This window comes from Kitasatospora sp. NPDC051705 (assembly GCF_044453265.1).
In the GTDB taxonomy this organism is placed as follows: Bacteria; Actinomycetota; Actinomycetes; order Streptomycetales; family Streptomycetaceae; genus Kitasatospora.
Map to the genome: position 1 here is coordinate 1 of NZ_JBITCO010000034.1, position 24,204 is coordinate 24,204.

Sequence of the window (24,204 nt, forward strand, 5' to 3'; positions counted from 1 at the left end):
TGTGGCGGTTCTTTGGTTCCCCGGGGCCGGCGGGGGGGGGGCCCGGGGGGGGGGGGGTTGGGCCGGGGGGGGGGGGGCCGGGGGCCCCCCCCCCGGGGCCCGGGGGGGGCGGCCCGCGGCCGTGTGTGTGGTGGGTGACCGGTTTTCCCCGGGTGGGTGTCCCCGGTGGCTTCTGCCGGGGCGCGTGCGGGCCCGGTGTGCGGGCCGCGGGGCCTCTTCGGGGGTTGCGCGGGCCCGGGGAGGGCCGGGGTGTGCGGTGGGTGCTCGGCGGGTGTCGTGCAGTCCCTGCCGGGCCGCGCGGGGCCCCGGGGTGTCCGGGCCCGGGGGGTGTTGGGGTCGTGGGGAGGGTGGTGGCCTGCCGGTACGAGGGCAGGTCCCGTCGGCTTCGGTGCGATCGTGTCCAGGGCCATCGCCATTGCGGCGGTCGACCGGTTCCTGTGCCACGCGGTCATCGTGTCGGCCGGGGGCGGTGTTCGCTTCGCCGGGGCCGCCGACGGCCAGGGCGTGGTGTTCCTGGCGATGTGACCGGGCGTGCGCGAGGTTCTCGCCGGAGCAGTCCGGGGTCACATCCTGTGGAGCTCGACCGAGAAGCCGCGGGCGAGGACGGCGTTGAGGTGTTCCGCGTGGGCGCCGAGCCACTGCTCGGTGGGGATGCCGGGGGCGCTGATCCCCAGGAGGACGTAGTCGTCGGATCCGGTGGTGCTCTGGCCGCAGACGCAGCACAGGAGGTGCTCGAACATGGTGTCTGAGGGGTTCGCGTCATCGGGCATGAGCGGCAGGGTAGCGAGTGCAGGCCGCTCGGTGCGGGCGATTGTCGCTCGCTGGAGACCCGGCCGCCCGGTGGAAGGGTTCGCGGCCACTGCACCACCGACGTCCGGGTCGGCCGCCGCATCGGTGACAGCTGTCTCGACCGGTCGCACCGTGCGGGTGACGGTCGATCACACGGCGCGGGGAGCCGAGCTGTCCGCCCGCTGGGGCCGCGAACTGTCCTTGCACCCGGACGTCCTGGTGTCCGAGGACAGGGCGGTGATCTGCGGGCTGACCGGGGGCGAGGACCTTCACCGGCCCCTGCCGGGGCGTGCACGGGCCCCGGGGCCTCTTCGGGGGTTGCGTGGGCCCGGGGGAGGGCCGGGGTGCCGGGCGGGTGGAGGAGGTCCGGGCTGCCGCCCACGCCTTCCACAAACCGGGCACCCCCCGAGTCCGAGGCCTGGAGCGCCGCAGCGCCCGGCCGTGATCCTCGCAGGCCACGCCGCCCGTACGGCCGGCGAGATGACCACCCGGGCCGGCCACGAACACCTGACTGCTTCCCGACGCGAGGCCGTCGACGCCTGCCACCGTTACCCGTTCGGCCCGCTTCGCCCGGCTCCGTGACGACACCGCCCCCGACAGCGGCCGGCCGATCGCCACCGGCGCGATCGAGGGCGCCTGCCGGCACCTGGTCGTCGACCGTGAGGGTGCCTGCCGCCACCTGGTCGTCGATCTTGAGGGTGTCTGCCGCCGTCTGGTTGCCGACCGCTGCGACGTCACCGGCGCCTGCTGGGGCTTTCACGGAGTCGAGGACGTCCTGCGACTGTGCACCCTCGTCTGCGGCGGCGGCCGCGACCCGTGCTGGCGCTTGCGCACCGCCTGCGGGCACCGGCGTCCCTGCCCCGCCTGCGATCAGGACGGATACGGGCTCATGGCCTGAGCGTGAGTCTCCGGACGAAGAGCCACCACCAGGTACTCATGTCCTGCCGAACCGGAAGACCGTGTCGGTCCAGCCGGTGTCGGGTACTCCGTCGTCGAGGGCCTCGCTGATCGTCCGCTCTTCGTAGCTGAAGTGTGATTCCATGATCGCCGCCAGTCCGTCGAGTTCACGTCGGACCGCCTCCCGGGCCGGGCCGCCCGATTCGGCGGCCCTGTCGGCGAGTTCACGCACCCGGGACAGGATGGATGCGATCATGCCGTGATCCTCGACGAGATTGGCGACCGTCGTCGCGAGATCCGGGCGTTCGCGCAGCAGCTGGGAGAACATCGCGTCGTCCTCGCCCTGGTGGTGTGACGTCAGCGCGGCACAGAAGGCCAGGCAATGGGCGGCGAGTGTGTCGTCGCTCGACCGGCGGTGCCCGAGACGCGTCCTGATCTCGCTGATCTGGCGGCGCAGTTCGTGATGTGCTTGTGAGAGTTGCAGGCTCAGGGCGACTACACGGTCGCCGTCGCGGGAGGCCACGGACGGTGGTCCCTTCGGTTGCGCACCTCCATGCCTGGCGCGGTCCGCCACCGGCACGCGATGCTGCCGCAATCCGATCACGTAACGGGCAGGCACGGCAAGCACGTTGCCTGCCCGCACCTGTCACCGGCTCCGGGCCCCGGCGTTCGGCCGGCTCGGCCCGTCACTGCGGAAGAACCGCACCCGAGGGACAAGCCGGCCATCGCCTGCCGGGCGGCACGTCACCTCGCGGCCGTCCTCGTCCGGGGCCCGCAGACGACCAGCGCAGAAGGGGGCGGCCGTCAGGCGGCGCGGTGCACGAGGATGAGCACATGGACGATCTGCTGAGGTTCCTGCGGGCCCGCACCACGGAGGACAACCACGCCTACGCCTACATCGCGCAGGTCTTCGGCAGCGAGGCCCTCCTCGACAGCCACCTGCCCCTGCTGGACCTGATCGACGTGCTGGCACGGGAGCACACGGCGATGGACCGCTCGGATCCGCGTTCAGTCGGCCTGGCCCATGCCCTTCGTGTCCTTGCACAGGCCTACGCCGAGCACCCCGACTTCCGCGAGCAATGGCGTCCCTGAACCGCATCGAAGGACAGTTTCTCGTCGGCGGAGTCGTCGCAGTCGGCGGGGCGCTGGTGCCCGCACGGCACGATGCCGCCGTTCTTGTCGACGACCTCAGCGTGGTTGGACGAGTTCACCCACACCGTGATGCCCTGGGCATGGACGACGACGTCGGACGGTGACTTCTCGTGCTCCGGTTCCGTCACGACAGTGAACTCCTCGCCGGGGCGCATCCGGTGATCGGTTCCCCGGGGCTCCACCCACAGGCAGTGCATGCCTTCGGTCTCGTTGCTCACGCTGGTCTTCGACACACCGCGACACACCGCGACCCTGACGAGCAGCATGGTCGCCCGGACGGCTCCTGGTGTCCGTGGACAGGGCGGTGATCCGCGGGCTGGCCCGGGGGCGAGGGCCTTCACGGGCCCCTGCCGGTGCGGGGGCGTCGCCGACGGCCTCGCGCTCGACGGCACGGTCATTCGCGGCCGTTGCCGGCTTCTGCCGCGTGGCCGGTGTCCGGGCCCGTACCGGGCGGCCGGAGGGGGCCGGGGCGGGCCGGCCGGGGCGGGCCGGGGCCGGTGTGGCGATCTTGCCGGGGCCGGCGGGTGTGACGTCGGATGCGGTGGGACGCCGGTGTCGGCAAGCGGCACCGCCGCAAGGGGGTTTGGCGTGTTCACCATGGAAGAGACGGTTTTCGATGCCGGTGAGATGCCGGGCCTCGACACGTCGGTGGGCTGGGAGGGCTGCACCGGCGATGTCGACAGGCCGCCCTGCCGGGGCCTGTGCGACTCCCATCTCGTCATCACCGCGCGGGACGGTTTGGGAACGCTCCTGGGACTGGCCCGGAACCGCCCCGACCGGCGGGAGATGACGCCGTGAAGGCTCTCGCCCGTCCCGTCCCGCCCCGCCCCGGCCCGGCCGGGGCGCGGACCGCGGGTATGTCCGCCCCTGACCGGCTGACGCCGTCGCGGTGAGGGGTGTCGGCCGCGGCGCGTCCCCCCGGACGGGCCATGCCGTTGTGCCGTATCGGCGGCGGTCGGCCCGGCGATCAGCATGTGCCTGCGAAACCGGTCGACGAACGCTGTCCCTGCGGTTCTGGTCGCTCCCGCGGCCCGGGTCGCGTTGACTGTTCTGTCGGCGGGGTCGGCGGGGTCGGCGGGGTCGGCGGGGTCGGCGGGGTCGGCGGGGTCGGCGGGGTCGGCGGGGTCGGCGGGGTCGGCGGGGTCGGCGGTGTCGGCGGTGTCGGCGGTGTCGGCCTGGGCGGTGTGGGCGGTGTGGTGGGGGTGTTCGCGGGGTGGGTGGGGTGGTTCAGGGCCTTCAGGGCCTTCGCCGGTCGGAGGTGGTGGTGCCGCCGGGTGTGGGGGTGAGGAAGTGCCGGCCGGCCAGGGCGATGGTCCAGGCGGGTCTGTCGGTGGTCGCCGGGACGTCGAGGTGCCATCCGTTGGCGAAGCGGATCTGTAGGGCGCCCGTGTCGTGGGGGTGGATGTCGGCGATGACCTGGTCGAGGAGCTGGGCGGCTTGGTCGAGGTTGGTGCGTGCCGGGGCGTGGACGGGGTGGGTCTGGCGGCCGGTGGTCAGTACGGCGGGGCTGTGGATCTCGATGCCGTGCGGGCCGATGTGCAGGCGCAGCGAGGTGCCGAGGACGATCTCGCTCACGCTGATGCCGCGCATGACGCGTAGGTCCGGGCTGTGCGGGGTGGGTTCGGTCGGGTGGTGCATGGGGCGGAAGGCTATCCGCTCAGGCGGGGTGGTTTGGTCGGGTGGTGGTGGGAGCTGTCGGGCCGGGTGTGGGGGAGGGCTGGGTCCAGGCCGTTGGTGGCGGTGGTGTGTTCGGCAGTGGCGAGTGTTCGTCGGCGCGTTCGGGAGCCGTTCTGCGGAGCGGGTTGTGGGGTGCGGGGTTCGGCGGGTTCGAGGGTGTTGGTGTTGTTGGCTTGTCCTTCGATGGTGGGGGGGTGGCCGGGATCGCTGCGGGGAGTTCGGCGGCGGGTGCGGGCAGGGCGGTGTTCGGGCGTTGCCGTGGGGCCCAGCACGAGCAAGCGTGCGGGTGCGGGTGGGCGTTGGGGCGGTGCGTGTTCGGTCGGCGGGTGTGCGGGTCATCGGCCCGGGACCGTGCGGGCGGGCTCGTGCGGCGTGGCCCGCAGCGCGGTGGCGCCGGCCGGCGGTGGTGCTCGAATGGCGGTGTTTCGGCTGGTCAGCGATGGTATTGCCCGTTGTGTCGGCGGGCTTGGTCAAGATCGCGGTGAGGCCCTACAGTGCGCGGCATGAACCTGCGTACCAAGAAGACGCTGTCCATCCTGCTCAGAGGCATCGTCGTCCTCGCCTTCCTGACCCTTTTCGGCGTGCTCAGGAACGGGTGGCACGGCCTGGGTCCGGGTTTCTACGTCTGTGTGGCCCTGAACGTGGCGGTCACCGGGTACGCGTGGTGGTGGTACGGCGATTCGCCCAAGGCGGTGGAGGCGCGGATGAAGGTGGAGGCCAAGCGGGCCGCCCGGCAGCAGACGCGCTGATCGCTTCGTCTCCTGTTCGCCGGTGTGTTCGCCGGTGTTCGTCGGCGTCCGCGCTGTCACGGGCCGTTCGTCACACCGATCCTGACGACGGGCCGTTCGGCCTGCGGGGCGCACGGCGCGCCCGCCTCGCCCGGGCCGGGCCCGGGGCGGGCCGGCGAGAACACGGGAGATCGAATCCCCGGCCTTCCCGAGAGCAGGACGAGGCCGCACCCACCTCGAGTACGGTGGCTTCGCGTGATCGAATCCGAGACCGAGATCAGCGAGGACCTGCTCCGCGACCTGTTGCGGGAACAGCATCCGGATCTGGCCGAACTGCCCATCCACGAGGTGGAGGGCGGTTGGGGAAACCAGATGTGGCGCCTCGGGGACACGCTGGCCGTCCGGGTGCAGCGGATGGACCCGCTCCCCGACCTGCAGCTCAAGGAACGCCGCTGGCTGCCGGTACTGGCCCCGCGCCTGCCGCTTCCGATCCCGACCCCGGTGCGAAACGGGACACCGTCCGAGCGCTTCCCCAAGACCTGGACCGTCATGACCTGGGTCGAAGGCACACCACTGGACCACGCCTCGATCACCCGCGGCGACCACGCGGCCGACACCCTGGCGGCCTTCCTCAAAGCGCTGCACACGCAGGCGCCCGCCGACGCGCCGCCCGCCGCGGACTTCGGCGCCCACCCCCGGGAGTGCACGGACGCCTTCGAGAACCACCTGCAGGCCGTCGACCTCGGCGACCTCGCCGAGGACGACGTCCGGGCCGTGTGGGACGACGCGACGGCGGCGCCCGCGTGGCAGGGCCCGCGCGTGTGGGTGCACGGCGACCTGCACCCCGCGAACGTCGTCGTCGCCCACGGAACACTGGCGGGCGTCGTCGACTTCGGCGCACTCTTCGCGGGCGACCCGGCATGGGACCTGACGGCCGCCTGGCTGCTGCTCCCGGCGGGCGGTGCGTCCCGGTTCTTCGCCGGCTACGCGCGGGCGGACGCAGCGGCGCTGCGACGGGCGCGCGGGCTGGCGGTGATGAAGAGTCTGTTCCTGATGCTGATGGGGCAGAACGGGGACCGCGGCCTGCCCGGTGGCAAGCCGAACTGGGGGCCTGTGGGCCGGTCGGCGCTTGAGCGTGTCCTGAAGGGTCCGTGACGTCGGCACGGCGGCACGTCGGCACGTCGGCATGGATCGGCCGACTGGCCCGGGCCGCCGCCGGCGTCCTGTCGCGGCGGGCGCCGGGCGTGGTGGCCGGCCGGGGGCGCGAGGTGGCACGGCCCGGTGCCGGTGGCTGACGAGTTCCCGAACAGAAGGCGCGAGGCGACAGGCGGGGGCCGTTGCCGCCGGGTACCGGCCCTCGGCCCCCGGCCCCGGTCCCGGCCCCCGGCCCCGGTCCCTGGTCCCGGCCTTGCAACCTCAGCCTCGGTTACGCCCTGGCCCCGTCCAGGCTGGGGCCAGGGCGTGACATCACCGCCCGGCGGGTCCGGTCCTTCGCGGCTGCTCTTTGGCCGGGCCGCCCGGCTGGGCGGGGCCGCTGTGGTGTGCTGCCTGCTCCGGCAGACCGGTGCGCCCGTGGCCGTGGCCGTGGTTGTTGTCGTGGGCGGTGGGCGGTGGGCGGTGGGTGGTGGTGCGGGCGTGGTGGGTTCGTCGTTGGCCGGGGCCCGTGCGGGGGTGTTGGGGGTTGGGTGGTGGTGTCAGGGGTGGTTGAGCAGGTGCAGGGGCCATCGTCGTTGTTCGGTGGTGTCGGGGACGGTGAGGCCGCGGGCTCGTTCGATGTGGTGCCAGGCGGTGTCGGGGGCGGTGCCGGTGAGGGTGAGGACTGCGGCCGCGAGGAGGGATGAGCGGCCGATGCCGGCTCGGCAGTGGGTGACGATGTGGGCGCCGTCGCGGAGCTGTTCGGCGAGTGTGTGCAGGGTGGGCAGGATCTCGGCGGGGTCGGGGACGGTGCGGTCGGGGACGGGGGTGGCGACGAACCGCAGCCCGGCTGCGGTGGCTGCGCGGGGCTCGTCGGTGAGGCCGGGTTCGGCGAGTTCGGGGCCGGTCAGCGCGCAGACCAGGATGTCGACGCCGTGGTTGCTCAGTGCGGTCATCTCGTCGTCGAGCCAGTCGTGGCCGCGGGGTCTGGCCATGGTGCTCAGTCGTCCGGGGCCGGGCAGGTCGAGGGTGAAGAGCGCGGGGCGCATGGGCGGTGGCACCTTTCGGCCGGGTGGATTGCCCGCATCCGGGCTGGAACACCGACCCCCGGCCCGGGTCCTGAGCCCCGGGCCCCGGTCCTGAGCCCCGACCCAGGCCCCGGGCTCAGGTCGCGAGTCCGGGGTCCGGGGTCCGGGTTCAGGCCGGGGGCCTGGGGAGGGCGGCTACTTCTTCAGGTGGCGGTGGTAGAAGCGGCTGGCGTCTTCTGCTTCGAACCAGGGGGTGCCGGTGTGTCCGCCGAGGTTGGCGTGGAGGGTTTTCTCGGTGCTGGCGAAGGCGTCGAACAGCTCGAGGGCGCGGTGGCGGGGGTTGCCGTGGTCGTCCCACTGCAGCAGCATCAGCAGGGGGATGGTGATCTGCCGGGCCTGGGCGCGTTGGGCGTGGGGGACGTAGCCGCCGGCGAAGTAGCCGGCGGCGGTGATGCGTGGCTCGGCGGCGGCCAGGGCGATACCGACGGCCATCCACCCGCTGTAGCCGACCGGGCCGGTGATGCCGGGCAGGGTGAGCAGGGCGTCCAGGGTGGTGCGCCATTGCGGGACGGCCTGGTCGACGAGCGGGCCGATGAAGGACTCGAAGACGTCGTCGACGCTCTCGCCGGCCTGCATCGCCCGGCGTAGCTCGGCGCGGGCCTGTTCGGTGGCGGGGGAGCGGGGCCGGTCGCCGCATTCGGGGGTGTCGATGGAGGCGACGGCGTAGCCGTCGGCGGCCAGGTGGCGGGCCCGGGCGATCAGGCGGGCTTCGCGCCTGGGCAGGGCGTTGTTGTGGGCCATGAGGACCAGCGGCACCGGGGCGGGGGCCGACGCCGGTGCGGGGGCCGGGTCGGGTGTGGGTGTCCACAGGGTGCCGGGGATGTCGCCGAGGGTGAAGTCGCGGGCGAGGACGCCGTCGTCGAGGTGCTGTTCGGAGGTGAACTGCATGGTCGTGCCTTTCGGGAGGGCTGTGAACGGCGCTCCCGGACGACCTACCGCCCGACCATGACCCCGTAGGAGAGCACCCGTGTCGTTACTGCGTTCACGGGTATCACCTCCTTGTTCTCTCGCACGGCCGGGGGAAACGTAGCAGGGCGTGTGGTGGTGCGCCAAACGGTTTAGCCACCCGCCCCTTCCGGCCCCCGCCCACCCGTCTCCCCGCCTCCCCGCCTCCCGCGGGCCCGCGGCCTCCCAGGTCCCCGGGCCCCCTACTGCCCTCGCCCTCCTGGCCCTGGCCCTCGCCCTCCTGGCCCTCGCGCTCCTGGCCCTCGCGCTCCTGGCCCTCGCGCTCCTGGTCTTCCGGGCCAGCGGCTCTGCGCTCTGCTGGCCCGGGGTGGCTCTGGGCGGGGCCGGGCGCCACCCTCGGTGCCCGGGAGCCCGGTGGCGCCCGGTGGCGCACCTCCCGGGGGCTGCGCCGGCGGGGGCCGGGGACCCACCGGGTCCGGGGTGCGGGACGGGGGTGGGGGTACCGGCCCCGGGGTGGGGCCCCGGGGTTGCCGGGGTGGGTGTCAGGTGCCGAGGAAGCGTAGGACGGCCAGGACGCGGCGGTTGGTGCTGTCATCGCGGGGCAGGCGGAGTTTGTCGAACACGGCGTTGGTGTGTTTCTCCACGGCGCTTTTGGACACGAACAGGTGTTGCGCGATGGCGGTGTTGGTGTGGCCCTGGGCCATGAGGGTCAGGACGACGTGTTCGCGGGGGGTGAGGTGGCGCAGGTCGTCGGTGTGGCGGGTGCGGGCGAGCAGGCGTCGGACGACTTCGGGGTCGAGGACGGTGTCGCCGTCGTGGATGCGTTGCAGGGCGGTCAGGAACTCCTCGACCCGGGCGACGCGGTCTTTGAGGAGGTAGCCGACGCCGCGGGTGTCGGCGGCCAGCAGGTCGGCGGCGTAGCGCTGTTCGACGTGCTGGGACAGGACCAGGACGCCGACCTGGGGGTGGGTGCGGCGCAGGTGCAGGGCGGCGCGCAGTCCTTCGTCGGTGTGGGTGGGGGGCATGCGGACGTCCACGACGGTGACGTCGGGCGGGTCGGCGGCGACGGCGGCCAGCAGGGCGTCGGCGTTTGCGACGGCGGCGGTGACGTGGTGTCCTTCGTCGGCGAGGAGGCGTTCGAGGCCGGCGCGCAGCAGGGCGGAGTCTTCGGCGATCATGAGGCGCATGGCAGCTCCGCGGTGAGGTGGGTGGGGCCGCCGGGTGGGCTGTCGATGGTGAGGTGTCCGTCGAGGGCGCCCAGGCGCCGGGCCAGGCCGGCCAGTCCGGTGCCGGTGGGGTCGGCGCCGCCGTTTCCGTCGTCGCGTACCGACACCCGTACGGTGTGGGCGTCCTGGTGGATGGTGACGTCGATGCGGGTGGCGGCCCGGGCGTGCTTGGCGGCGTTGGTGAGGGCTTCGCGGACGGCGAAGTAGGCGGCGGTCTCGATGGCGGGGGCGGGGCGGTGGGTCAGGTCGCCGTGGAGGTGGACGGGCACGGGGCAGCGTTCGGCGTCCACGGCCAGGGCCTCGCGCAGGCCGAGCTGGTCCAGGGACGCCGGGTAGATGCGCCAGGCGACCTGGCGCAGTTCCTCCAGGGCCTGTTCGTTCTCGTGCCGGGCCTGGCGGTACAGCTCCTCGGAGTCCTTGCGCCGGGCCCGGCCCAGGAGCATCGCGACGACGATCAGGCGTTGTTGGAGGCCGTCGTGCAGGTCGCGTTCGATGCGGCGGCGTTCGGCGTCGACGGCTTCGACGATCCCGGAACGGGTGGCGGCCAGTTCGTCGATGCGCCGGCGCATCAGGGCCAGTTCGTCGGGCCCCAGGTGACGCCGCACCAGACGCCGTTCGAGTTCGGCGACGGCGGCCAGACCGGCCAGGTCGAGGAAGAGCAGCAGCAGAGCGGCGGCCAGGAGGTAGCCGGCGACGGGCCAGGTCGGCCGCATGCCGTCGGCGGCGTGTCCGCTCAGCCAGGCGCCCAGCGCGCCCGCCACCGTCCACGCCCCCGCGCCGAGCAGGACCAGGGCCCCGCCGCCGAGCAGCCCGACCGGCAGACGCGCCCACAGGTAGGCCCGGGCCCGCCACACCTCCACACCGCCGCCGGCCCCGGTGACACCGCCGCCGGCCCCGGTGGCGCCGGCGCCTTCGGCACCTGCTCCGGCACCTGCTCCGGCACCGGCGCCGGCACCTGCTCCGGCACCGGCGTGGGCGGACCTGCCGGTGTTGCCGTGACTCCCGCTTCTGCCGGCCTGGTCGGCCTGGTCGGGGTGGTCGGGGTGGGCGGGGGTGGTGTCGAGGAGGGCGGCGACGCGCCGCTGGTCCAGCTCGGCCAGGCGTACCACCGCCGTGCCGCGACGCGTCAGCGCGGCCGTGGCCAGGACGGCCGGCGCGGCACACGCCGTCACCGCGCCCAGCGCGATCCCGGCCGCCGCCCGCACCGCACCCACCACCCGCTCCGTGCCCGCCGCCTGCCCGGCACCTGCGGTGCGCGCGGTACCCGAGGTGTGTGCGGTTCTCACGCGCGGTGCCGGGCGCCGCGGCGCCGGCGCGCCCGTACCAGGAACCAGCGGGCGACGGCCACCACCGCCACCGCCACCACGGCCTTGGACACCCATCCCCCGTACTCCTCCACCAGGCGCCAGTTGTCGCCCAGCCAGTATCCCAACACCACGAACACCGTGTTCCACACCAGGCTGCCCGCCGCGGTCAAAGCGGTGAACACCGCCAACGGCATGCGCTGGATCCCCGCGGGAACGGAGATGACACTGCGCAGCACCGGCACCATGCGCGCCAGCAGCACGGTGATCCGCCCCCGCCGCTCGAACCACGCCTCCGCACGGTCGATCTCGTGCGCGTGGAGCAGCGGGATCCGGGCGGCCAGCGCACGGGTGCGCTCACGGCCCAGCACGGCCCCGGCCGCGTACACGATCCAGGAACCGACGACAGAACCGAGCGTGGTCCACACGATGACCGCCACGAGACTCAACCGGCCCTGCCCGGCGGCGAATCCGGCGACGGGCAGGACGATCTCACTGGGCACGAACGGCAGGACCGTGTCCACCAGGTTGGCCACCCCGGTCCCCGCGGCACCGAGGGAATCCACGACGGACAGCACCCACCCGGCCACCCCACCGGCGGGCTGCGCCGGGGCCGTTGCGGCAAGGCCGGTGTCGGCGAGGACGGCGTGGGCGGGCCCGGCCCAGAGGGCGTCGGCGGGCCCGGGTGAGGCGGTGTGCGGGTCGAGGAACGGGAGGAGGACCGTTGCTGTGATCATGCCGTTCACGCTAGGGACCGGGCCCTGCCGGTCACCATGCGGTCGACCGCCCGGTCACCCTGCGGTTTCCCGCACCCCCGCAGCCCCGCAGCCCGCGACACCCTGGTGCCGCCCCGCGCGGGCGCCGGCCACGGACACCCGGACACCCGGACACCTCGGGCGGTGGGCGGTGCGCGGTGGGGGTCGTGAGCGGGGAGCGCGGCGCAAGCAGGCGAGGAAGGCAGCCGGGCGCCGGAAGCCGTCGGGCCTCCGCCCGCCCCCGCCCGCGGCGCGCCCGGGTGCCCGTCCCGCGTCCGCGTCCGGTGCCCGGTTCCCGGTGGGGGAGTGTCCGGCGGTGTTCCACGCCCCGGGAACCGGGGGCGGCGCGAGACGAGGGGCTGGTGGTCCCGGGCTGTCCCGGGTGGCCGGGGTACGGGCCGAGGCAGGTAGCGGCGAGGGGCAGGCAGCGATGCCGAGGGGCGAAGTCGGGTGCCCGGTGGGCCCGGTGGCGCCTACGATCGCCGGCATGGACCGCCACCTACCCGCCGGCCTGGCCCCGGTGGACAGCCACGCCGCGTGGTGCCGGGAGCGCGGTGACGCCGAGCACCTGCGCAGCATCCGTCTGCACCAGGCCCATCCCGAGCGCAACCTCGCCCTGTACGTACGGCGCATCGAGGCGGCCGGCTGGCGGATGGCGGAACAGGTCTTCGGCGACGACGGGACACACCGCCGCTGCTCGATGCGTTTCGTCCCCGCCACCGGCTGAGCCACGACCCGGCCGGTCCTCGGGGCGCCGCGGCCGTGACGCGCTGCGCCACCGGGGTGTTTCGCCGGGGCCTCGCGAACGGCCCGCGCCGGCGCCCGGGTCCGCGTGGGTCTCCGCGCCCGTGCCCGCGTTCGTGCCCGTGCTGCTTGTGGGGGAGTGCCGGGGGCGGCCGGGAGTCGGCCGGGCGTGCTCAACCGTCGTCTCCGGCCCGCCCTTTCACACTGCCCGGCACCCGGCACCCGGCACCCGGCACCCGGCACCCGGCACCCGGCACCCGGCGCCCGGCACCCGGCACCTGGCATCCCGGGGTCCGGGGCTCGAGGAGCGGGCCCGGGCCCGGTCCCTCCGGGGGTGTGTACGGGTGCGGCCCCGCTCCTGTGCCGCGTTGCCGGGGTGTTCCGGTGGGCGGGTGGACAGGGGCGGGGCCGCGGGTCGTACGGGTGGCCGGCGTCGGGTGAGCGGGCCGGTCACCGGTACGGGTGGGTCAGTTGAGGGAGGCGAGGGCGGCCTCGTAGTTCGGCTCGTCGGCGATCTCGGCGACCAGCTCGGTGTGCAGGACGGTGTCGTTCTCGTCGAGGACGACGACGGCGCGGGCGGTGAGGCCGGCCAGCGGGCCGTCGGCCAGCGCCACGCCGTAGGACTCGTGGAAGTCGCGGCCGCGCAGGGTGGACAGCACCTGGACGTTGTCCAGGCCCTCGGCGCCGCAGAAGCGGGCCTGCGCGAACGGCAGGTCGGCGGAGATGCACAGCACCACGGTGTTGTCCAGCGAGCCGGCCTTGGCGTTGAACGTGCGCACCGAGGTGGCGCAGGTGGGGGTGTCGATGCTCGGGAAGATGTTGAGGACCTTGCGGCGGCCGGCGAAGTCCTTCAGCGACTTGTCCGCCAGCCCCTCGCCGACGAGCGTGAACGCCGGCGCCTGGCTGCCGGCCTGGGGCAGCGCGCCGCCCACCTGGACCGGGTTGCCCTTCAGCGTGACCTGAGCCATGAATAGCCTCCTACCAGCGATGTATGTGGTGACAACGCCGTCGATCCTACTGCCCGTCCGCGACCCGGACGCAGGGTGACCATCCCCTGGACACCTTTCCGGGCCCCCGGCCCCCGGGCCGGCGGGCCCCGGCCGCTTGGGCCGGCGGGCCCGGGGCTGCCTCTGGTGTTCTCGTGCCTGCGGCCCGTCCCGGCCGTGCACCCAAGGTGCCTGATCTCCGCGCGGTAGCGCTCCGGCGCGCGCGTGGGGAGGGGGGACGGGCGGGCGCCGGTCGCCGACGGCCGGGCGACCTCGACGTGTCCGACCCGGGCCCGGCGCCTGCCGCAGACGTGACGGCTTCTGCTCTGCTGCCAGGGCACGTGCTGCGCCCCCGGGGGTCCGCTCGGCGGGGCGGCTGCGCCGGTCGCCTTCGGACGGCGGCGGGCGCGGTTCGCCTTCCCCGCCCGCCCGCGCCCGGGGTGCGCGCAGGCGGTGGCGGCGGTCGACGTGTTCGCCCCGGCCGCGCCGGGGCCGCCGTGGGGCTGGCCGGGGCTGCGGGCCGCCGTCGTCTGCGCCTGGAACGCGCGCACCCCGGGGAACCGGATCCACCGGTGCGGTGCGGTGTCGTGACGGCCCGCGGGGGCGGGGTGGGGCCCGGAGCGGGTCCCGTGCGCAGGGACGGGGCCCGCCCGGTCGCGGCCGCCCGGCCCGGGGCCGGCAGTGGCACGGGCCCGGTCGCAGGGGGACGCCGGCGGCGAGCGCGACACAGGGCCGGGGTGTCGGCGGGTGCCGGGGGTACTGGCGGCCGGGTCCGGGCTGCTGCCAAGGGCCGCCGGACGGGAGGCCATCCCCCAGCACCCGGCACCCGGGGCCGGCCGCCTGTGCCCGGCGCCGGCCGTCCTGGCCCGGTCGCGGCCGGTTGTGGCAGACGCCGGCGCCCGCCACCCCGCTCCGCCGCTGTTCCCCTGCTCAGCTGCCGTCCCCGGCCGGTCGTCCCAAGCCTGCCGGTCGTCCCGTCCCCGGCCGGTCGGCCCGGGCCCGCCGCTGCTCCCCGGCCTGTCACCGTCACCCCCGCCACCCACCCCGACGAGCCGTCCCCTTCGGCGGGTTGGCGTGTTCCGTCGGGTGTTCCGTCGGCTGCGTGGTGTCGGTGTGGTCAGGCGGACCAGAACGGGTGGTCGTGGCGGGGGAGGATGTCGGGGTTGCCGTTGGGCAGGGTGGGTTCGGGGGCGTGGGGGCCGAAGGGGTCGTGGTCGCGGATGACGGGGATGGGGCCGACGGTGGCCTGGAAGGCGATGTTGCCGGCGGCGCCGAACAGCAGGGCGAGGCCGTGGCCGTGTGCGGTGGTGGCGAACATGGCGGGCTGGTGGGGGTTGACGGCGGTGATGCGGTGGCCGTGGGCCGTCCAGCCGCGTTCGGTGACGCCCAGCAGTGCTCCGTAGCGGGTGGGGGCGACGCGGGTCATGATGTGGCGTTCGCGGGTGACGGTGGCGTAGCCGAGGGAGTACTCGTCGATGCCGGGGGCGCTCTGTTCGGTCGAGCGGGGCCGGCCGGCCCGGTAGGCGAGGGCGGGGCGGATCGCGGACATCGCCTCGTCGAGGAGCGCGTCGAGGGTGTGCAGGGCCTGCTGGGGGGTCAGGAGGGCCCGGGGGGCGTGTTCGGGGTTCATGGCGGGGCTTTCAGTGCGACCAGTACGGGTCGTCGTGGTCGGGAACGACGTCGGGGTTGCCGTTGCTCATGGTCGGGTCGGGGGTGGGGGTGCCGAAGGGCGGCTGTCCCGCCTGGGGGACCGCGATGGGGCCGCTGGTCGCGCTGATGTCGATGACGGTGGTGTCGGGGTTGATGCCGATGCCCACGGTGGAGCCGTCGGGGGCGGTGGCGGACACGGCGCGCAGGGTGGGGGTGCCGGGGCCGTCCTGGACGACGTAGCCCTTGGCACGCCAGGCGGTACGGACCGCGTCCAGCAGCGCCTCGTAGCGGCCGGCGGCGACCTTGGTCATGACGTGGCGTTCGCGGCTGGTGGTGGCGTAGCCGAGGGAGTGCTCGTCCAGGCCGGTGGAGTACTTCTCGCGCCAGTTCGGCCAGGCGTCCCAGGTGCGCAGCGGGGGCTGGATGCCGGCGGTGGTCTCCTGCAGGAGGGTGTCCATGCGCTGCAGGGCCTGGGCGGGGGTGATGAGCGGGCCGGGCGCCCCCGTGCCGGTGCCGGTGGCGGGGGTGTTCCTGCCGGGGGTGGGTGCTCCGGTGGCGGAGCAGGCGGTGGCGGTGAACGCGAGCGCCAGCGCCAGGCCGACGACGACCCCACCCGGGACACCGGGAACAGCGCGGGCGCCGCGGACGGCGGCGGCGGGGGTGGGCGCGGGGCGCCCGGGGCGGGTCACCGCTGGCCCTGGTGGGTGACGTTGCCGTACTTGCCGGCAACGATCTGGCCGATGTTGTTGACCGATTCCAAGGTCGTGGAGCCCTTCTCGCTGGGGTCGGTCATGTAGTTGGAGTGGGAGTCGAACGACAGCGACGGCCCGTCGGCGACGGTGAAGCGGTTCGCGCCGAACTCCTTGCTCGCGGGGTCCTGGCCGAACCACAGCTTGTTGTCGGGTCCGAACAGCTGGTAGGCGCCGTCGGCGGCCGGTCCGATCACCGGGCCCAGGATCGCGTCGGTGGCGACGCGGCCCTTGGCCGGCAGGTGGCTGACCGGGTCGTTCTCGGCGTCGCCGACCCACACGTGGGAGGGGTCGATGTGCAGCTGGGAGGCCTTGTCGGCGCCGGTGCCGGGGGAGCCGACGAGGATGATGTCGTCGGCGCCGGTGCCACCGGGCATCTGCGCGCCCAGCCCGACGGTGGTGGAGCCGTAGCTGTGGGCGAGGGCGACCAGGTGGGCGGGCGCGCCCTCGTGGGTGGCGCGCAGCCCGGACATGAACGTGTCGTAGGCGGCGCCGCCCTTCTCGGCGCGGTCGGTGCTCATCACCTCCAGCGGGTGCGGGTTGCCGTCCATCAGCTTCTCCAGGCCCGGCGGCGGGTCGTAGCCCAGCCAGATCATCGAGGCGGTACTGGCGTTGGGGTCGGCGATGTGCGCGGCGTTCCACACGTTCAGTGCCCGGTCGGCGTCCTTGCCGCCGACCGCGGACAGGGTGGTGCCCAGGCCCGGTACGTAGGCGCTGACGTTCTGCGCGGTGTCGGGGTTGCCGTAGGACAGGATGCCGCGGCCCTGCCCCTCCTCGCTGACGCCCAGCAGGAACGCCGGCGGGACGTGGCCCTCCTGGTCCTTCAGCTTCTTGCGGATCGCCCGGAAGCCGTCCAGCTTCTGCTGCTCGGCCTCCGACAGGGCGCCCTTGTGCTCGTACACGTCGATCAGGTGCGCCAGGTTGAGCTGGTTGGCCTGGTCGCGGGCGGTGGCCGGGATGCCGTCGCGCATGCCCAGCAGGTCCGGGTGGGCGTGGATCAGGCGCTGCTGCTCGTCGGGGGTCAGGCCCTTCCACCAGGAGTTGACGTCGGTGGGGGCGGCGCCGGCCGGCGGCCAGCCCGCCGCCATCAGCCCGGTGCCCAGCTCGTCGACGGCCTTCTGGTCGGCGGCGGCCTGCTTGAGGTCGAGCCCGGTGCCGGTACGGGCCCGGGTGGTCAGGTCGTCCAGCAGCTTGGCGATCTTCTGGTCGGCGTTGTCGGCCTCGGTGACGGCGTGCGAGATCCGGTCCGCCAGCGCCCTGGCCCGCCGCGGCGTGTCGTAGTCCGGGTCGTGCCGCTCGGCCTGCGAGGGCGGCGGCCACGACACCGACCCGTCCTCACCCACCGTCAGCCCGGCCGTGGTGGCCTCCTGCAGCGCCTCCTTCAGCTTCGACTGCGCCAGCAGGAAGCTCTCCGACGCCTCGCGCAGCAGCCCCGAGACCGCCGACATCTCGGTGTGCGCGGCGTCCAGCCGGTTGCCGGTGCGCTGCAGCGCCGAGTTCGCCGCACCCGCCGCACTGCCCACCCACTGGCTGTTGAAGATGTGCTTGTTGACCTCGGTCGTCATCGCCTGCACGTGCTTGGCGAACGCACCGGACAACGTGTCGTAGGCGCCCGCCGCACCGTCCAGCCCGGACAGGTCGGCGTCACGCAGCTGCGCGAGGGTGACCATCAGTTCCCCACCGGCCCGTACAGGCCCGGCAGCTTCAGCCCGCCCGCGTTGGAGGTGTCGGTGCCCCGGTAGTTGCCCGCGGTCTGGGTCAGCTTCACCGCCACCCCGTCCACCTCCGACGCCAGCGCGTTCAGGCACTCCTCCCACGCCGCCGTGCAGTTGTGCAGCGACGCCCCCGTGCGCCAGCCCGCCAGCGCCGCGGCCGCGGTGTCCGAGGGCTGGTGGATGTGCTTGAGCTCGGTCGGCATCGCCTCACCGGTGTCCTTGGCCACCTTCGCCGCCGCGTCCAGATCCGCCGGGTTCACCCCGAACAGCGGACCGCCCGGCGACCCCGCCACGCTCACCGGCGGCGCGAACGGCCCGCCCGGCCCGTCGGAACCTGCATACGCGTTCATGGATCCCCGTCCCCCGTGTCCTCGACCAGTGCTGCGCGCCTCGCCGCACCCGCCGCCCCCGCGCGCGTGCGCCCGTGCCCGCCGTGCGCGGCCCGCCACGGGCACGCGCGCACGCGCGCAGGACCGCGTGGGGGTACGGAACACGCACGCTTGTACGGTTCGCGTCGAAGCATGGCGAAACTAGCAGATCGGACCCACCGCTCCCACCGGCCCCGTCAACCCCACCCACCCCACCCCCACCACCCCCACACCCCGGGCCGGTGCTCCGGCGGGGGAGGCCGGTGTCCGGCGCAGGCGGCGCCCCGGCGCCGACCGGGGCGGGCGGCCTCGCCGGCGCCGCCCCGCCGGCGCCGGGCCCACGGCAGCGGCCCCGTCCTCTCCGGACAGGCCACCCGGGGCCCTCCCCGCCCTGGGCGTGGTCCGGCCCCCGTCGGGACCGTGAAGAGCCGTCAGCGCACACGCCGTGCGGATGCCCGCCCGTGGCGCCGGCGGCGGTGCGCGTGGCGGCCGGCGGACCCGGCCTGCCACCGAGGCCGGCGCCGCCGCCGGTACGCCCTGACGGCGGGAACCCGGTGCCTCGACCGCCCCACCCCCGCGGAGGCCGTCACACCGGGCGCGGCCGGTGTCCGGTACAGGCAGTGGCCCGGCAGCCGCCGGTGCCCTGACGGCGCGCCTTCGGCCTCGTCGGGACCACGGAGGGACGCCGCCCGTGGTACCGGCGGGCGGTGGTGTGCGGCCGGCAGGCCTGCCGCCCCGCACCCATACCGGCACGGCCCGGCGACAGGGACCCGGCTCTTCGCCGCCCCGCCCTGCGATGGGCGGAAACCGATGGTGACGGCGCACCAGAAGTCGGACAGGCCGACTTTTGGTGCGTACGAGGCGGCTCTGGGTCCAGGGTTCTGTGGCCATGCTGCCTGTGGCGCCCGGCCCGGAGCCGAGAGGCAGGTCGGTGCCCGGAGGTGGGGGTGAGTGCCGGCGAGCACCAGAAGTCGGACAGGCCGACTTTTGGTGCGTACGAGGCGGGTCCGGGTCCAGGGTTCTGTGGCCGTGTTGCCTGTGGCGCTGGGCCCGGAGCTGAGAGGCAGGTCGGTGCCCGGGGGCGGGGATGAGTGCCGGTGAGCGCCAGAAGTCGGACAGGCCGACTTCCCGCGCCTGGTCCGTGGCCGCGGTCCGGCATGTGGAGCCCGCGGGCTGCGCCCGGCACCGCCGTGCCGGTGGTGGTGTTCACGCGTGGGACGTCGGGCGGGCCGACTTCCCGCGCCTGGCGACGCGCGTCCCGAGCACTGGAACCGGGTCAAGGACACGTACCAGGGCCTTGGCGGGCCGTGGGCGACCGGCCGCCGCCTCGCGCACGGGTCCCGCGCCGCGCGGGACCGGCGCCTGCTCCACATCGAGGACCACTGCTGAGCGAACCCGCTCAATGGACGACGGGCCCCACCGGCGGGGTGACACCGCGCCAGGCCGGACGCCGACACCGCGCACGGCCCGCCCGCCGCACCCGGCAGGCCCTCGGCACCCCGCCCGCCCCTGCGCGCGCTGCGCCCTGCAAAGGCCGCACCAGGGCCGGGCATGGGGCCGGGGCCGGGGACGAGGCCGGGGTGGACACGGCGCCGCCCGCCGCCCGCCCGCCGCGGGCGCCCCCGCCCCCCGGGGCCTACCGGGGCGGGACGGCGCCGTCGTAGACGTGGTCCGGGGTGACCAGGGCGGTGACGGCGCGGGCCAGCAGGGTGGACGGTTCCTGGCCCTGGCTGGCGATGTCCGTGTTGATCAGGATGACCAGGGTGGCCCGCTGCTCGGGCAGGTAGACCGTCACGCTCTCGTACCCCGGCAGGGAGCCGTTGTGCCCGATCCACCCGCCGGTCTCGAAGATGCCCAGGCCGTAACCCGTACCGGGGAAACCGGTCGGCAGCATCGTCAGGCGCTGTTCCTGGGTGCGGGCGCTGAGCAGTTCGCCGGTGGCCAGGACCTTGGCCCAGCGGTGCAGGTCGTGCAGGTCGGAGATCATCGCGCCGGCCGCCCACGCCCAGCTGGGGTTCCAGTCGGTGGAGTCCTCGACGTCGCCGCTGAGCGTCTGGTCGGTGTAGCCGTGCGCGTGCGGGGAGGGGAACTCGGGCCCGGCGGGGAACAGCGTGTGGCGCAGACCGGCCGGGCGCAGCACCCGCTCGTGGACGACGTCGGCCAGGCGGCGGCCAGTGACCTTCTCGACGACCAGGCCGAGCAGGACGAGGTTGGTGTTGGAGTACTGGAACTCCTGGCCCGGTTCGGCGGTGTTCGGGTGCTTGAACCCGTAGGCGAGGACCTCGGCGGGGGTGAAGGAACGACGGGGGTCGCTGAGCAGGTCGTGGACGAACCCGGGGTCGGCGGTGTACGGGAACAGGCCGCTGCGCATCTCGGCGAGTTGACGCAGGGTGATCTCCTCGCCGCAGGGCACGCCGTCGACGTAGGCGGAGATCGGGTCGTCCAGGCCGATGCGGTGCTCGTCGACGAGCTGGAGCAGCGCGGTGACGGTGAAGGTCTTGGTCTCGCTGCCGATGCGCAGGTAGGTGTCGGCGGGCATGGGGGCGCCGGTGGCGGTGTCGGCGACGCCGCTGGCCCGCACGTAGCAGCCCCTGCCGGGCAGCCACAGGCCGACGACGGCGCCGGGGATGCCGGCCTGGCGGCGCACGTCCTCGATCGTCCGGTCCAGGCGGGCGCTCAGGTCGGCGTCCAGGCCCCCGCGCGGGCAGTCCTCGCCGGGCCCGCCGACACCGGGCCCGCCGACACCGGGCCCGTCGACACCGGGCCCGCCGCCGCGCCCGTCACCCCGGTCCGCGGTGCCCGCGGCGGCGGGCGCCGGGGACCGGCCGGCGGTGTGGCCGGCGGCGGGCGCCGCCGTGACCGGGGCCAGGACACAGACCGCGGACAGTGCCGCGGCGCACAGCCGGCGATGGGTGGTACGTCGCACGTCGGGGCCGCCTCTTCCAGCTCACGGGGGTCGGACGGCAACACCACCACCGCGACCCGCGGACCACCGCCCGCGCCCGCCCGCCACGGCGGCGAGTCCACTCGTTCGGAGCCCACACCCACTCGTGCCGGCCCGCCGCCGGCCCCGCAAGCCCGCAGGCGCTGGCGCCCCGGCGGTGCCACGGCGGCGATCCGCGGGCAAGGGGCCCCGGTCCGGCTGCGCCCGCCGGAGCGGCAGCGCCCCGGTGGTGGGGCGGGCAGGGGTCAGGGCCGCCAGCGGGGGGCCGAGTCGTCGGGGGTGCGGGGGCTGGCGAAGTGGAAGGGCACCACCAGGCGTTCGGCCAGGGCCCGGCCGGCCCGTTCGGCGGCCGCGGCCTCCAGGGGCTGCGCGCCCACGCCCGCCGCGTCCGCGCCCAGGTGGTGCTCGGCGGTGGACCGGTAGACCGTCGCCAACTCGTGCTGCTGCGCGGGATCGGTGGTGATCGCGAGCAGGACCACGAACCAGTCGTGGACGGTGTCACCGTCCCAGACCGCCTCGACGGCCACGATCCGCCCCGGGCAGCCGGCCGCGCGGTGCGCCAGCGACGCCACGTCCAGGGGACTCTCCGGCGTACGGGCTATCCGGTCCCCGTAGTGGAGGTAGCGGTCACCGACGATCAGCTGCGCGGCACCGACCCCGATGTTGTGGGTGACGAACCCGACGTCGACGACGACCTTCACCGCCTGCAGGAACGAGTCCTGCAACACGTAACCGTCGACCTGGTCGCGGATCCCGGCCGGCAGGCTCTGCCACCACTTGGCCCTGGCCGCCTCGTCCATGATCATCCGGGCCCCCCTGGACTCCCGCGGCCCTCACGGCAGGGCCCCGCGCGCCACTGTACCCGGGCCCGCCCGGCCCGCACGGCGGACCATGACAAGCCCCCGCCACCGCCCGTGCGAAACCGGCCGCCGCACCGCCCCACCAGCCCCGGCCCCCACACCCGACCACCGCAACCCCTGGTCACGACCCCCGCGAAACCCGCCGCCGCACCGCCGACACACCCCCCGCCCCGACCCGCACGGGACGCCGAACGGGCCGACTCCCGCACACGCAGTGGCCGGATTCCACCACGACCACCACCCCCACCCACGCCACCACGGCCCGGGCACACCCGCACCCCACCCCCGGACGAGGCGGCCCGAACCCCCGCCACAGCACGGGAAGTCGGACGGGCCGACTTCCCGCGCGGGGCAGTCCTGATCCCCGCCGGATGCCGGCGCGCCGGTGGAGAGGAACCGGGGGCGCGGCCCGGCCGACGGGCCGGGCCGGGCGGCCGGGGGTCAGGACGGGGCCGGGCCCGGGAGCCGGCGCTCCTCGGCGTCGGCGGCGGCGACCACCGCCGACAGCAGGCCCGGGAAACGCCCCTCCAACTCGTCGGCACGCAACGCGTTCATCTTGGTGGTCCCCACGTAGTACTGGCGCAGCAGACCCGCCTGGCGCAGCACGTTGAAGTGGTGGGTGGACGTGGAACGGGAGATCGGAAGGTCGAAGGAACCACAGCTCAGATCAGCGCCGGCGTGGGCGAGCCGGCGCACCACCGATCTGCGCGCCGGGTCCGCCAGCGCTTCCAGTACCTGCTGGACGCTCAGGTCCTCCACACCAGGGTGCACGATCACCCGCGCGACGACGCGTGCCCGTCCCACACCCACCACCCCTTCCCACCATCGCCCCCGTTCCGGTTTCGGTGAAAAGCCGCGCCGCGTGCGCGACTTCGCGTCCCTGACGCTACTACGAGCACGACCCCTCCCACGCCCACCGCAACACCTCCGCAACACGCCCCGGCACAGCGCAGAACGGGAAGGAGCAGAAGGCAAGGAGCAGAAGAGGGGAGAGGAAGGCAGGGACCGGAGAAGAGGACGAGGGCGGGGCCGGGGCCGGGGCCCGGTCAGGCCGCGCGCACCGGCGGCCCCGCCGGACGCGGCGCCAACCGGGCCAGCGCCAGCGGCTCGAAGATGCCCATCAGCACCGGATCCACCGGCCGCACCACCGCCGGCGCCGGCGCCAGCGCAACCGGCGAGCGCAGCAGCGCCAGATACAACTCCTGCGTCTCGGCCGCCGGATCGATGCCCAGCTCCTCCGCCAGCACCTGACGCAACTGCTGGTAACAGCGCAGCGCCTCGGCCCGGTTGCCCGCCGCCGCCAGCGCCTCCATCCGGCACCGGTAGGCACTCTCCCGGAACGGCGCCCGCCGCACCGCCTCGTCCGCCCACCGCAGCGCGTGGTGCTCCTCACCCAGCGCCGACGCCGACAGACTCGCCGTCTCCAACGCCGACATCCGCAACTCCTCCACGTGCTCGCGCACCCCGCCCGCCCACTCACCCTCGTGGTCGGGCAGGAACGCCCCCCGCAGGTTCGCGATCGCCCCGGCCGCCAACTGCTGCGCCACCGCGTAGGAACGCGCCGCGTACGCCTCCCCGGCCTCGCCGACCGCACTGGCCGCCGCCTCCAGATCCACCGCCGCGTCCGCGGGCAGCCGCAGCACGTACCGCCCGCCCTGGGCGATCAACGGGGTCGCCCCCGGCCCCTGACCGGGGGAGGCGACGAAGGCCCGCACCCGGCTGACCACGCTGCGCAGCGCGGACGCCCAGGTGTCGGGCAGCCCGTCGGGCCAGATGGTGTCGGCCAGCTGGTCGCGGCTGGTGCCGGCGGAGCGCTCCAGCACCAGGCGGGCGAACGCCACCTGGGCCTGGGCGCTGGACAGGTGCTGCGGGGCGCCGTGGTCGTGCTCGATCGTCACCAGGCCCGTCAGACGGATCAGCATGCGGACGCCCCCGATCTGCCGGACGGACTGTCTTCCCGGAAGCCGTTCATCGTGCTCCAACCCCCTTGAGCCAAAGCGGAGCCGCCGGCCCGTGCGCCGGGCCTGCGGTATGGGAAACCTGGACCGGAAAAAATGCCGCCGACCAGCCGTTCGGTTTCGGCGGATTTCGACCATACATTCGGCGTATCACGCGGTGTCAACACCGGTAGGGGAAACATACCCACCGGCCGGTCCATACGTCGTGGACGCAAGGTTTCTGCACGTCAGGGTAGAACCGCAGGCCGGGAATGCGGCTATTGCGGACGCCTTGCGCTTCCTGCCGTAGAAATGTAGCCATCCTTGAGCACCTCGCGTGAAGGCTTCCAGAAAAGCCCGCCCGAACCACTGCCCGTGAAAAGCCCGGGACCGCCCCGCGCCTTTCGTCCGGCAAAAGCCGCGCACCACCGCCCGTCACACCCGCGGATAAACCGCCCGCATACCGCGGAACAACCCGCGCGAAGAATGCCGCACACCGCACCGTGCCACCGCAGCACCCGCACCGCCGCCCGAAGCACCACCACCGCCCGCACCACCGCCGCCCGTAGCACTGCCGCCCGACGCACCCGCCGAC

General features: G+C 74.6%; 24 protein-coding genes. 6 read left to right on the plus strand and 18 right to left on the minus strand.

Features of this window, described 5'->3' with window-relative positions; genetic code table 11:
• Window positions 1–396 precede the first annotated feature (396 nt).
• On the plus strand, window positions 397–525 hold the full coding sequence (locus tag ACIA8Q_RS29885; RefSeq protein WP_396317986.1) for a hypothetical protein: 129 nt from the start codon (window positions 397–399) through the stop codon (window positions 523–525).
• A gap of 38 nt (window positions 526–563) precedes the next feature.
• On the opposite strand, the gene ACIA8Q_RS29890 is transcribed toward ACIA8Q_RS29885, so the two are convergent.
• Both ACIA8Q_RS29890 and ACIA8Q_RS29895 read right to left on the minus strand, forming a co-directional pair.
• Window positions 564–770: a hypothetical protein gene (locus ACIA8Q_RS29890; RefSeq protein ID WP_396317987.1), complete on the minus strand. Its 207-nt coding sequence runs from the start codon at window positions 768–770 to the stop codon at window positions 564–566.
• Between the two features lie 953 nt (window positions 771–1,723).
• Entirely contained in the window at window positions 1,724–2,209 is a 486-nt protein-coding gene (locus ACIA8Q_RS29895) for a hemerythrin domain-containing protein (RefSeq protein WP_396317988.1), read from the minus strand.
• 311 nt (window positions 2,210–2,520) lie between these two features.
• Between ACIA8Q_RS29895 and ACIA8Q_RS29900 the strand changes: the two genes are divergently transcribed.
• Window positions 2,521–2,778: a DUF6221 family protein gene (locus ACIA8Q_RS29900; protein WP_360206683.1), complete on the plus strand. Its 258-nt coding sequence runs from the start codon at window positions 2,521–2,523 to the stop codon at window positions 2,776–2,778.
• Here the strand turns inward: ACIA8Q_RS29900 and ACIA8Q_RS29905 are convergent.
• A complete protein-coding gene (locus tag ACIA8Q_RS29905; RefSeq protein ID WP_360206686.1) occupies window positions 2,736–3,104 on the minus strand; it encodes a hypothetical protein in 369 nt (122 codons plus the stop codon). The two genes, ACIA8Q_RS29900 and ACIA8Q_RS29905, sit on opposite strands and share 43 nt — an antisense overlap.
• A gap of 322 nt (window positions 3,105–3,426) precedes the next feature.
• Between ACIA8Q_RS29905 and ACIA8Q_RS29910 the strand changes: the two genes are divergently transcribed.
• Window positions 3,427–3,636, plus strand: a complete 210-nt coding sequence (locus ACIA8Q_RS29910; protein WP_360206689.1) for a hypothetical protein — start codon at window positions 3,427–3,429, stop codon at window positions 3,634–3,636.
• A 438-nt stretch (window positions 3,637–4,074) separates the two neighbouring features.
• On the opposite strand, the gene ACIA8Q_RS29915 is transcribed toward ACIA8Q_RS29910, so the two are convergent.
• Entirely contained in the window at window positions 4,075–4,476 is a 402-nt protein-coding gene (locus ACIA8Q_RS29915; RefSeq protein ID WP_387903705.1) for a DUF6188 family protein, read from the minus strand.
• Between the two features lie 542 nt (window positions 4,477–5,018).
• On the opposite strand from ACIA8Q_RS29915, the gene ACIA8Q_RS29920 reads away from it, so the two are divergent.
• Window positions 5,019–5,264 (plus strand): hypothetical protein, encoded by a 246-nt coding sequence (locus ACIA8Q_RS29920; RefSeq protein ID WP_360206694.1) that lies wholly within the window; start codon window positions 5,019–5,021, stop codon window positions 5,262–5,264.
• Between the two features lie 234 nt (window positions 5,265–5,498).
• Window positions 5,499–6,398: an aminoglycoside phosphotransferase family protein gene (locus ACIA8Q_RS29925; RefSeq protein ID WP_396317989.1), complete on the plus strand. Its 900-nt coding sequence runs from the start codon at window positions 5,499–5,501 to the stop codon at window positions 6,396–6,398.
• A gap of 539 nt (window positions 6,399–6,937) precedes the next feature.
• On the opposite strand, the gene ACIA8Q_RS29930 is transcribed toward ACIA8Q_RS29925, so the two are convergent.
• The 5 genes from ACIA8Q_RS29930 to ACIA8Q_RS29950 all read right to left on the minus strand — a co-directional run bounded on the left by ACIA8Q_RS29930 (window position 6,938) and on the right by ACIA8Q_RS29950 (window position 11,638).
• Complete coding sequence (locus ACIA8Q_RS29930; RefSeq protein WP_396317990.1) at window positions 6,938–7,426, minus strand: tyrosine protein phosphatase; 489 nt, start codon at window positions 7,424–7,426, stop codon at window positions 6,938–6,940.
• Between the two features lie 174 nt (window positions 7,427–7,600).
• Complete coding sequence (locus tag ACIA8Q_RS29935) at window positions 7,601–8,353, minus strand: alpha/beta hydrolase (protein WP_360206700.1); 753 nt, start codon at window positions 8,351–8,353, stop codon at window positions 7,601–7,603.
• Window positions 8,354–8,913: 560 nt separating this feature from the next.
• Window positions 8,914–9,558: a response regulator transcription factor gene (locus ACIA8Q_RS29940; RefSeq protein WP_360206703.1), complete on the minus strand. Its 645-nt coding sequence runs from the start codon at window positions 9,556–9,558 to the stop codon at window positions 8,914–8,916.
• The gene (locus ACIA8Q_RS29945; protein WP_396317991.1) at window positions 9,546–10,811 is read right to left on the minus strand and encodes a sensor histidine kinase; all 1,266 of its coding nucleotides are present in this window, start codon (window positions 10,809–10,811) and stop codon (window positions 9,546–9,548) included. Before ACIA8Q_RS29945 ends, ACIA8Q_RS29940 begins: the two co-directional genes overlap by 13 nt.
• A 68-nt stretch (window positions 10,812–10,879) precedes the next feature.
• Window positions 10,880–11,638 carry a DedA family protein gene (locus ACIA8Q_RS29950; RefSeq protein WP_360206709.1) on the minus strand — a complete coding sequence of 253 codons (759 nt, stop codon included), beginning with the start codon at window positions 11,636–11,638 and terminating at the stop codon, window positions 10,880–10,882.
• A 505-nt stretch (window positions 11,639–12,143) separates the two neighbouring features.
• Here ACIA8Q_RS29950 and ACIA8Q_RS29955 point away from each other — a divergent pair.
• Window positions 12,144–12,383, plus strand: a complete 240-nt coding sequence (locus ACIA8Q_RS29955) for a hypothetical protein (RefSeq protein ID WP_360206712.1) — start codon at window positions 12,144–12,146, stop codon at window positions 12,381–12,383.
• Between the two features lie 484 nt (window positions 12,384–12,867).
• Here ACIA8Q_RS29955 and tpx read toward each other — a convergent pair whose 3' ends face one another.
• From tpx to ACIA8Q_RS30000, 9 genes are all read right to left on the minus strand, one after another.
• On the minus strand, window positions 12,868–13,368 hold the full coding sequence (gene tpx, locus ACIA8Q_RS29960) for a thiol peroxidase (RefSeq protein WP_360206715.1): 501 nt from the start codon (window positions 13,366–13,368) through the stop codon (window positions 12,868–12,870).
• Between the two features lie 1,135 nt (window positions 13,369–14,503).
• Window positions 14,504–15,016, minus strand: coding sequence for a hypothetical protein (locus ACIA8Q_RS29965; protein WP_360206718.1), 513 nt, complete (start codon window positions 15,014–15,016; stop codon window positions 14,504–14,506).
• A gap of 10 nt (window positions 15,017–15,026) precedes the next feature.
• On the minus strand, window positions 15,027–15,725 hold the full coding sequence (locus ACIA8Q_RS29970) for a hypothetical protein (RefSeq protein ID WP_360206721.1): 699 nt from the start codon (window positions 15,723–15,725) through the stop codon (window positions 15,027–15,029).
• Window positions 15,722–17,455 (minus strand): alpha/beta hydrolase, encoded by a 1,734-nt coding sequence (locus tag ACIA8Q_RS29975; protein ID WP_360206724.1) that lies wholly within the window; start codon window positions 17,453–17,455, stop codon window positions 15,722–15,724. The genes ACIA8Q_RS29970 and ACIA8Q_RS29975 overlap by 4 nt, the downstream gene beginning before the upstream one ends.
• On the minus strand, window positions 17,455–17,850 hold the full coding sequence (locus tag ACIA8Q_RS29980) for a WXG100 family type VII secretion target (protein WP_360206727.1): 396 nt from the start codon (window positions 17,848–17,850) through the stop codon (window positions 17,455–17,457). The genes ACIA8Q_RS29975 and ACIA8Q_RS29980 overlap by 1 nt, the downstream gene beginning before the upstream one ends.
• 1,654 nt (window positions 17,851–19,504) lie before the next feature.
• Window positions 19,505–20,794 carry a serine hydrolase domain-containing protein gene (locus ACIA8Q_RS29985; protein WP_360206730.1) on the minus strand — a complete coding sequence of 430 codons (1,290 nt, stop codon included), beginning with the start codon at window positions 20,792–20,794 and terminating at the stop codon, window positions 19,505–19,507.
• A 263-nt stretch (window positions 20,795–21,057) separates the two neighbouring features.
• Window positions 21,058–21,618 carry a hypothetical protein gene (locus ACIA8Q_RS29990; RefSeq protein WP_360206733.1) on the minus strand — a complete coding sequence of 187 codons (561 nt, stop codon included), beginning with the start codon at window positions 21,616–21,618 and terminating at the stop codon, window positions 21,058–21,060.
• Between the two features lie 495 nt (window positions 21,619–22,113).
• Entirely contained in the window at window positions 22,114–22,476 is a 363-nt protein-coding gene (locus tag ACIA8Q_RS29995) for a helix-turn-helix domain-containing protein (RefSeq protein WP_360206736.1), read from the minus strand.
• A gap of 242 nt (window positions 22,477–22,718) precedes the next feature.
• Window positions 22,719–23,594, minus strand: a complete 876-nt coding sequence (locus ACIA8Q_RS30000) for a bacterial transcriptional activator domain-containing protein (protein WP_360206739.1) — start codon at window positions 23,592–23,594, stop codon at window positions 22,719–22,721.
• Window positions 23,595–24,204: the final 610 nt, after the last annotated feature.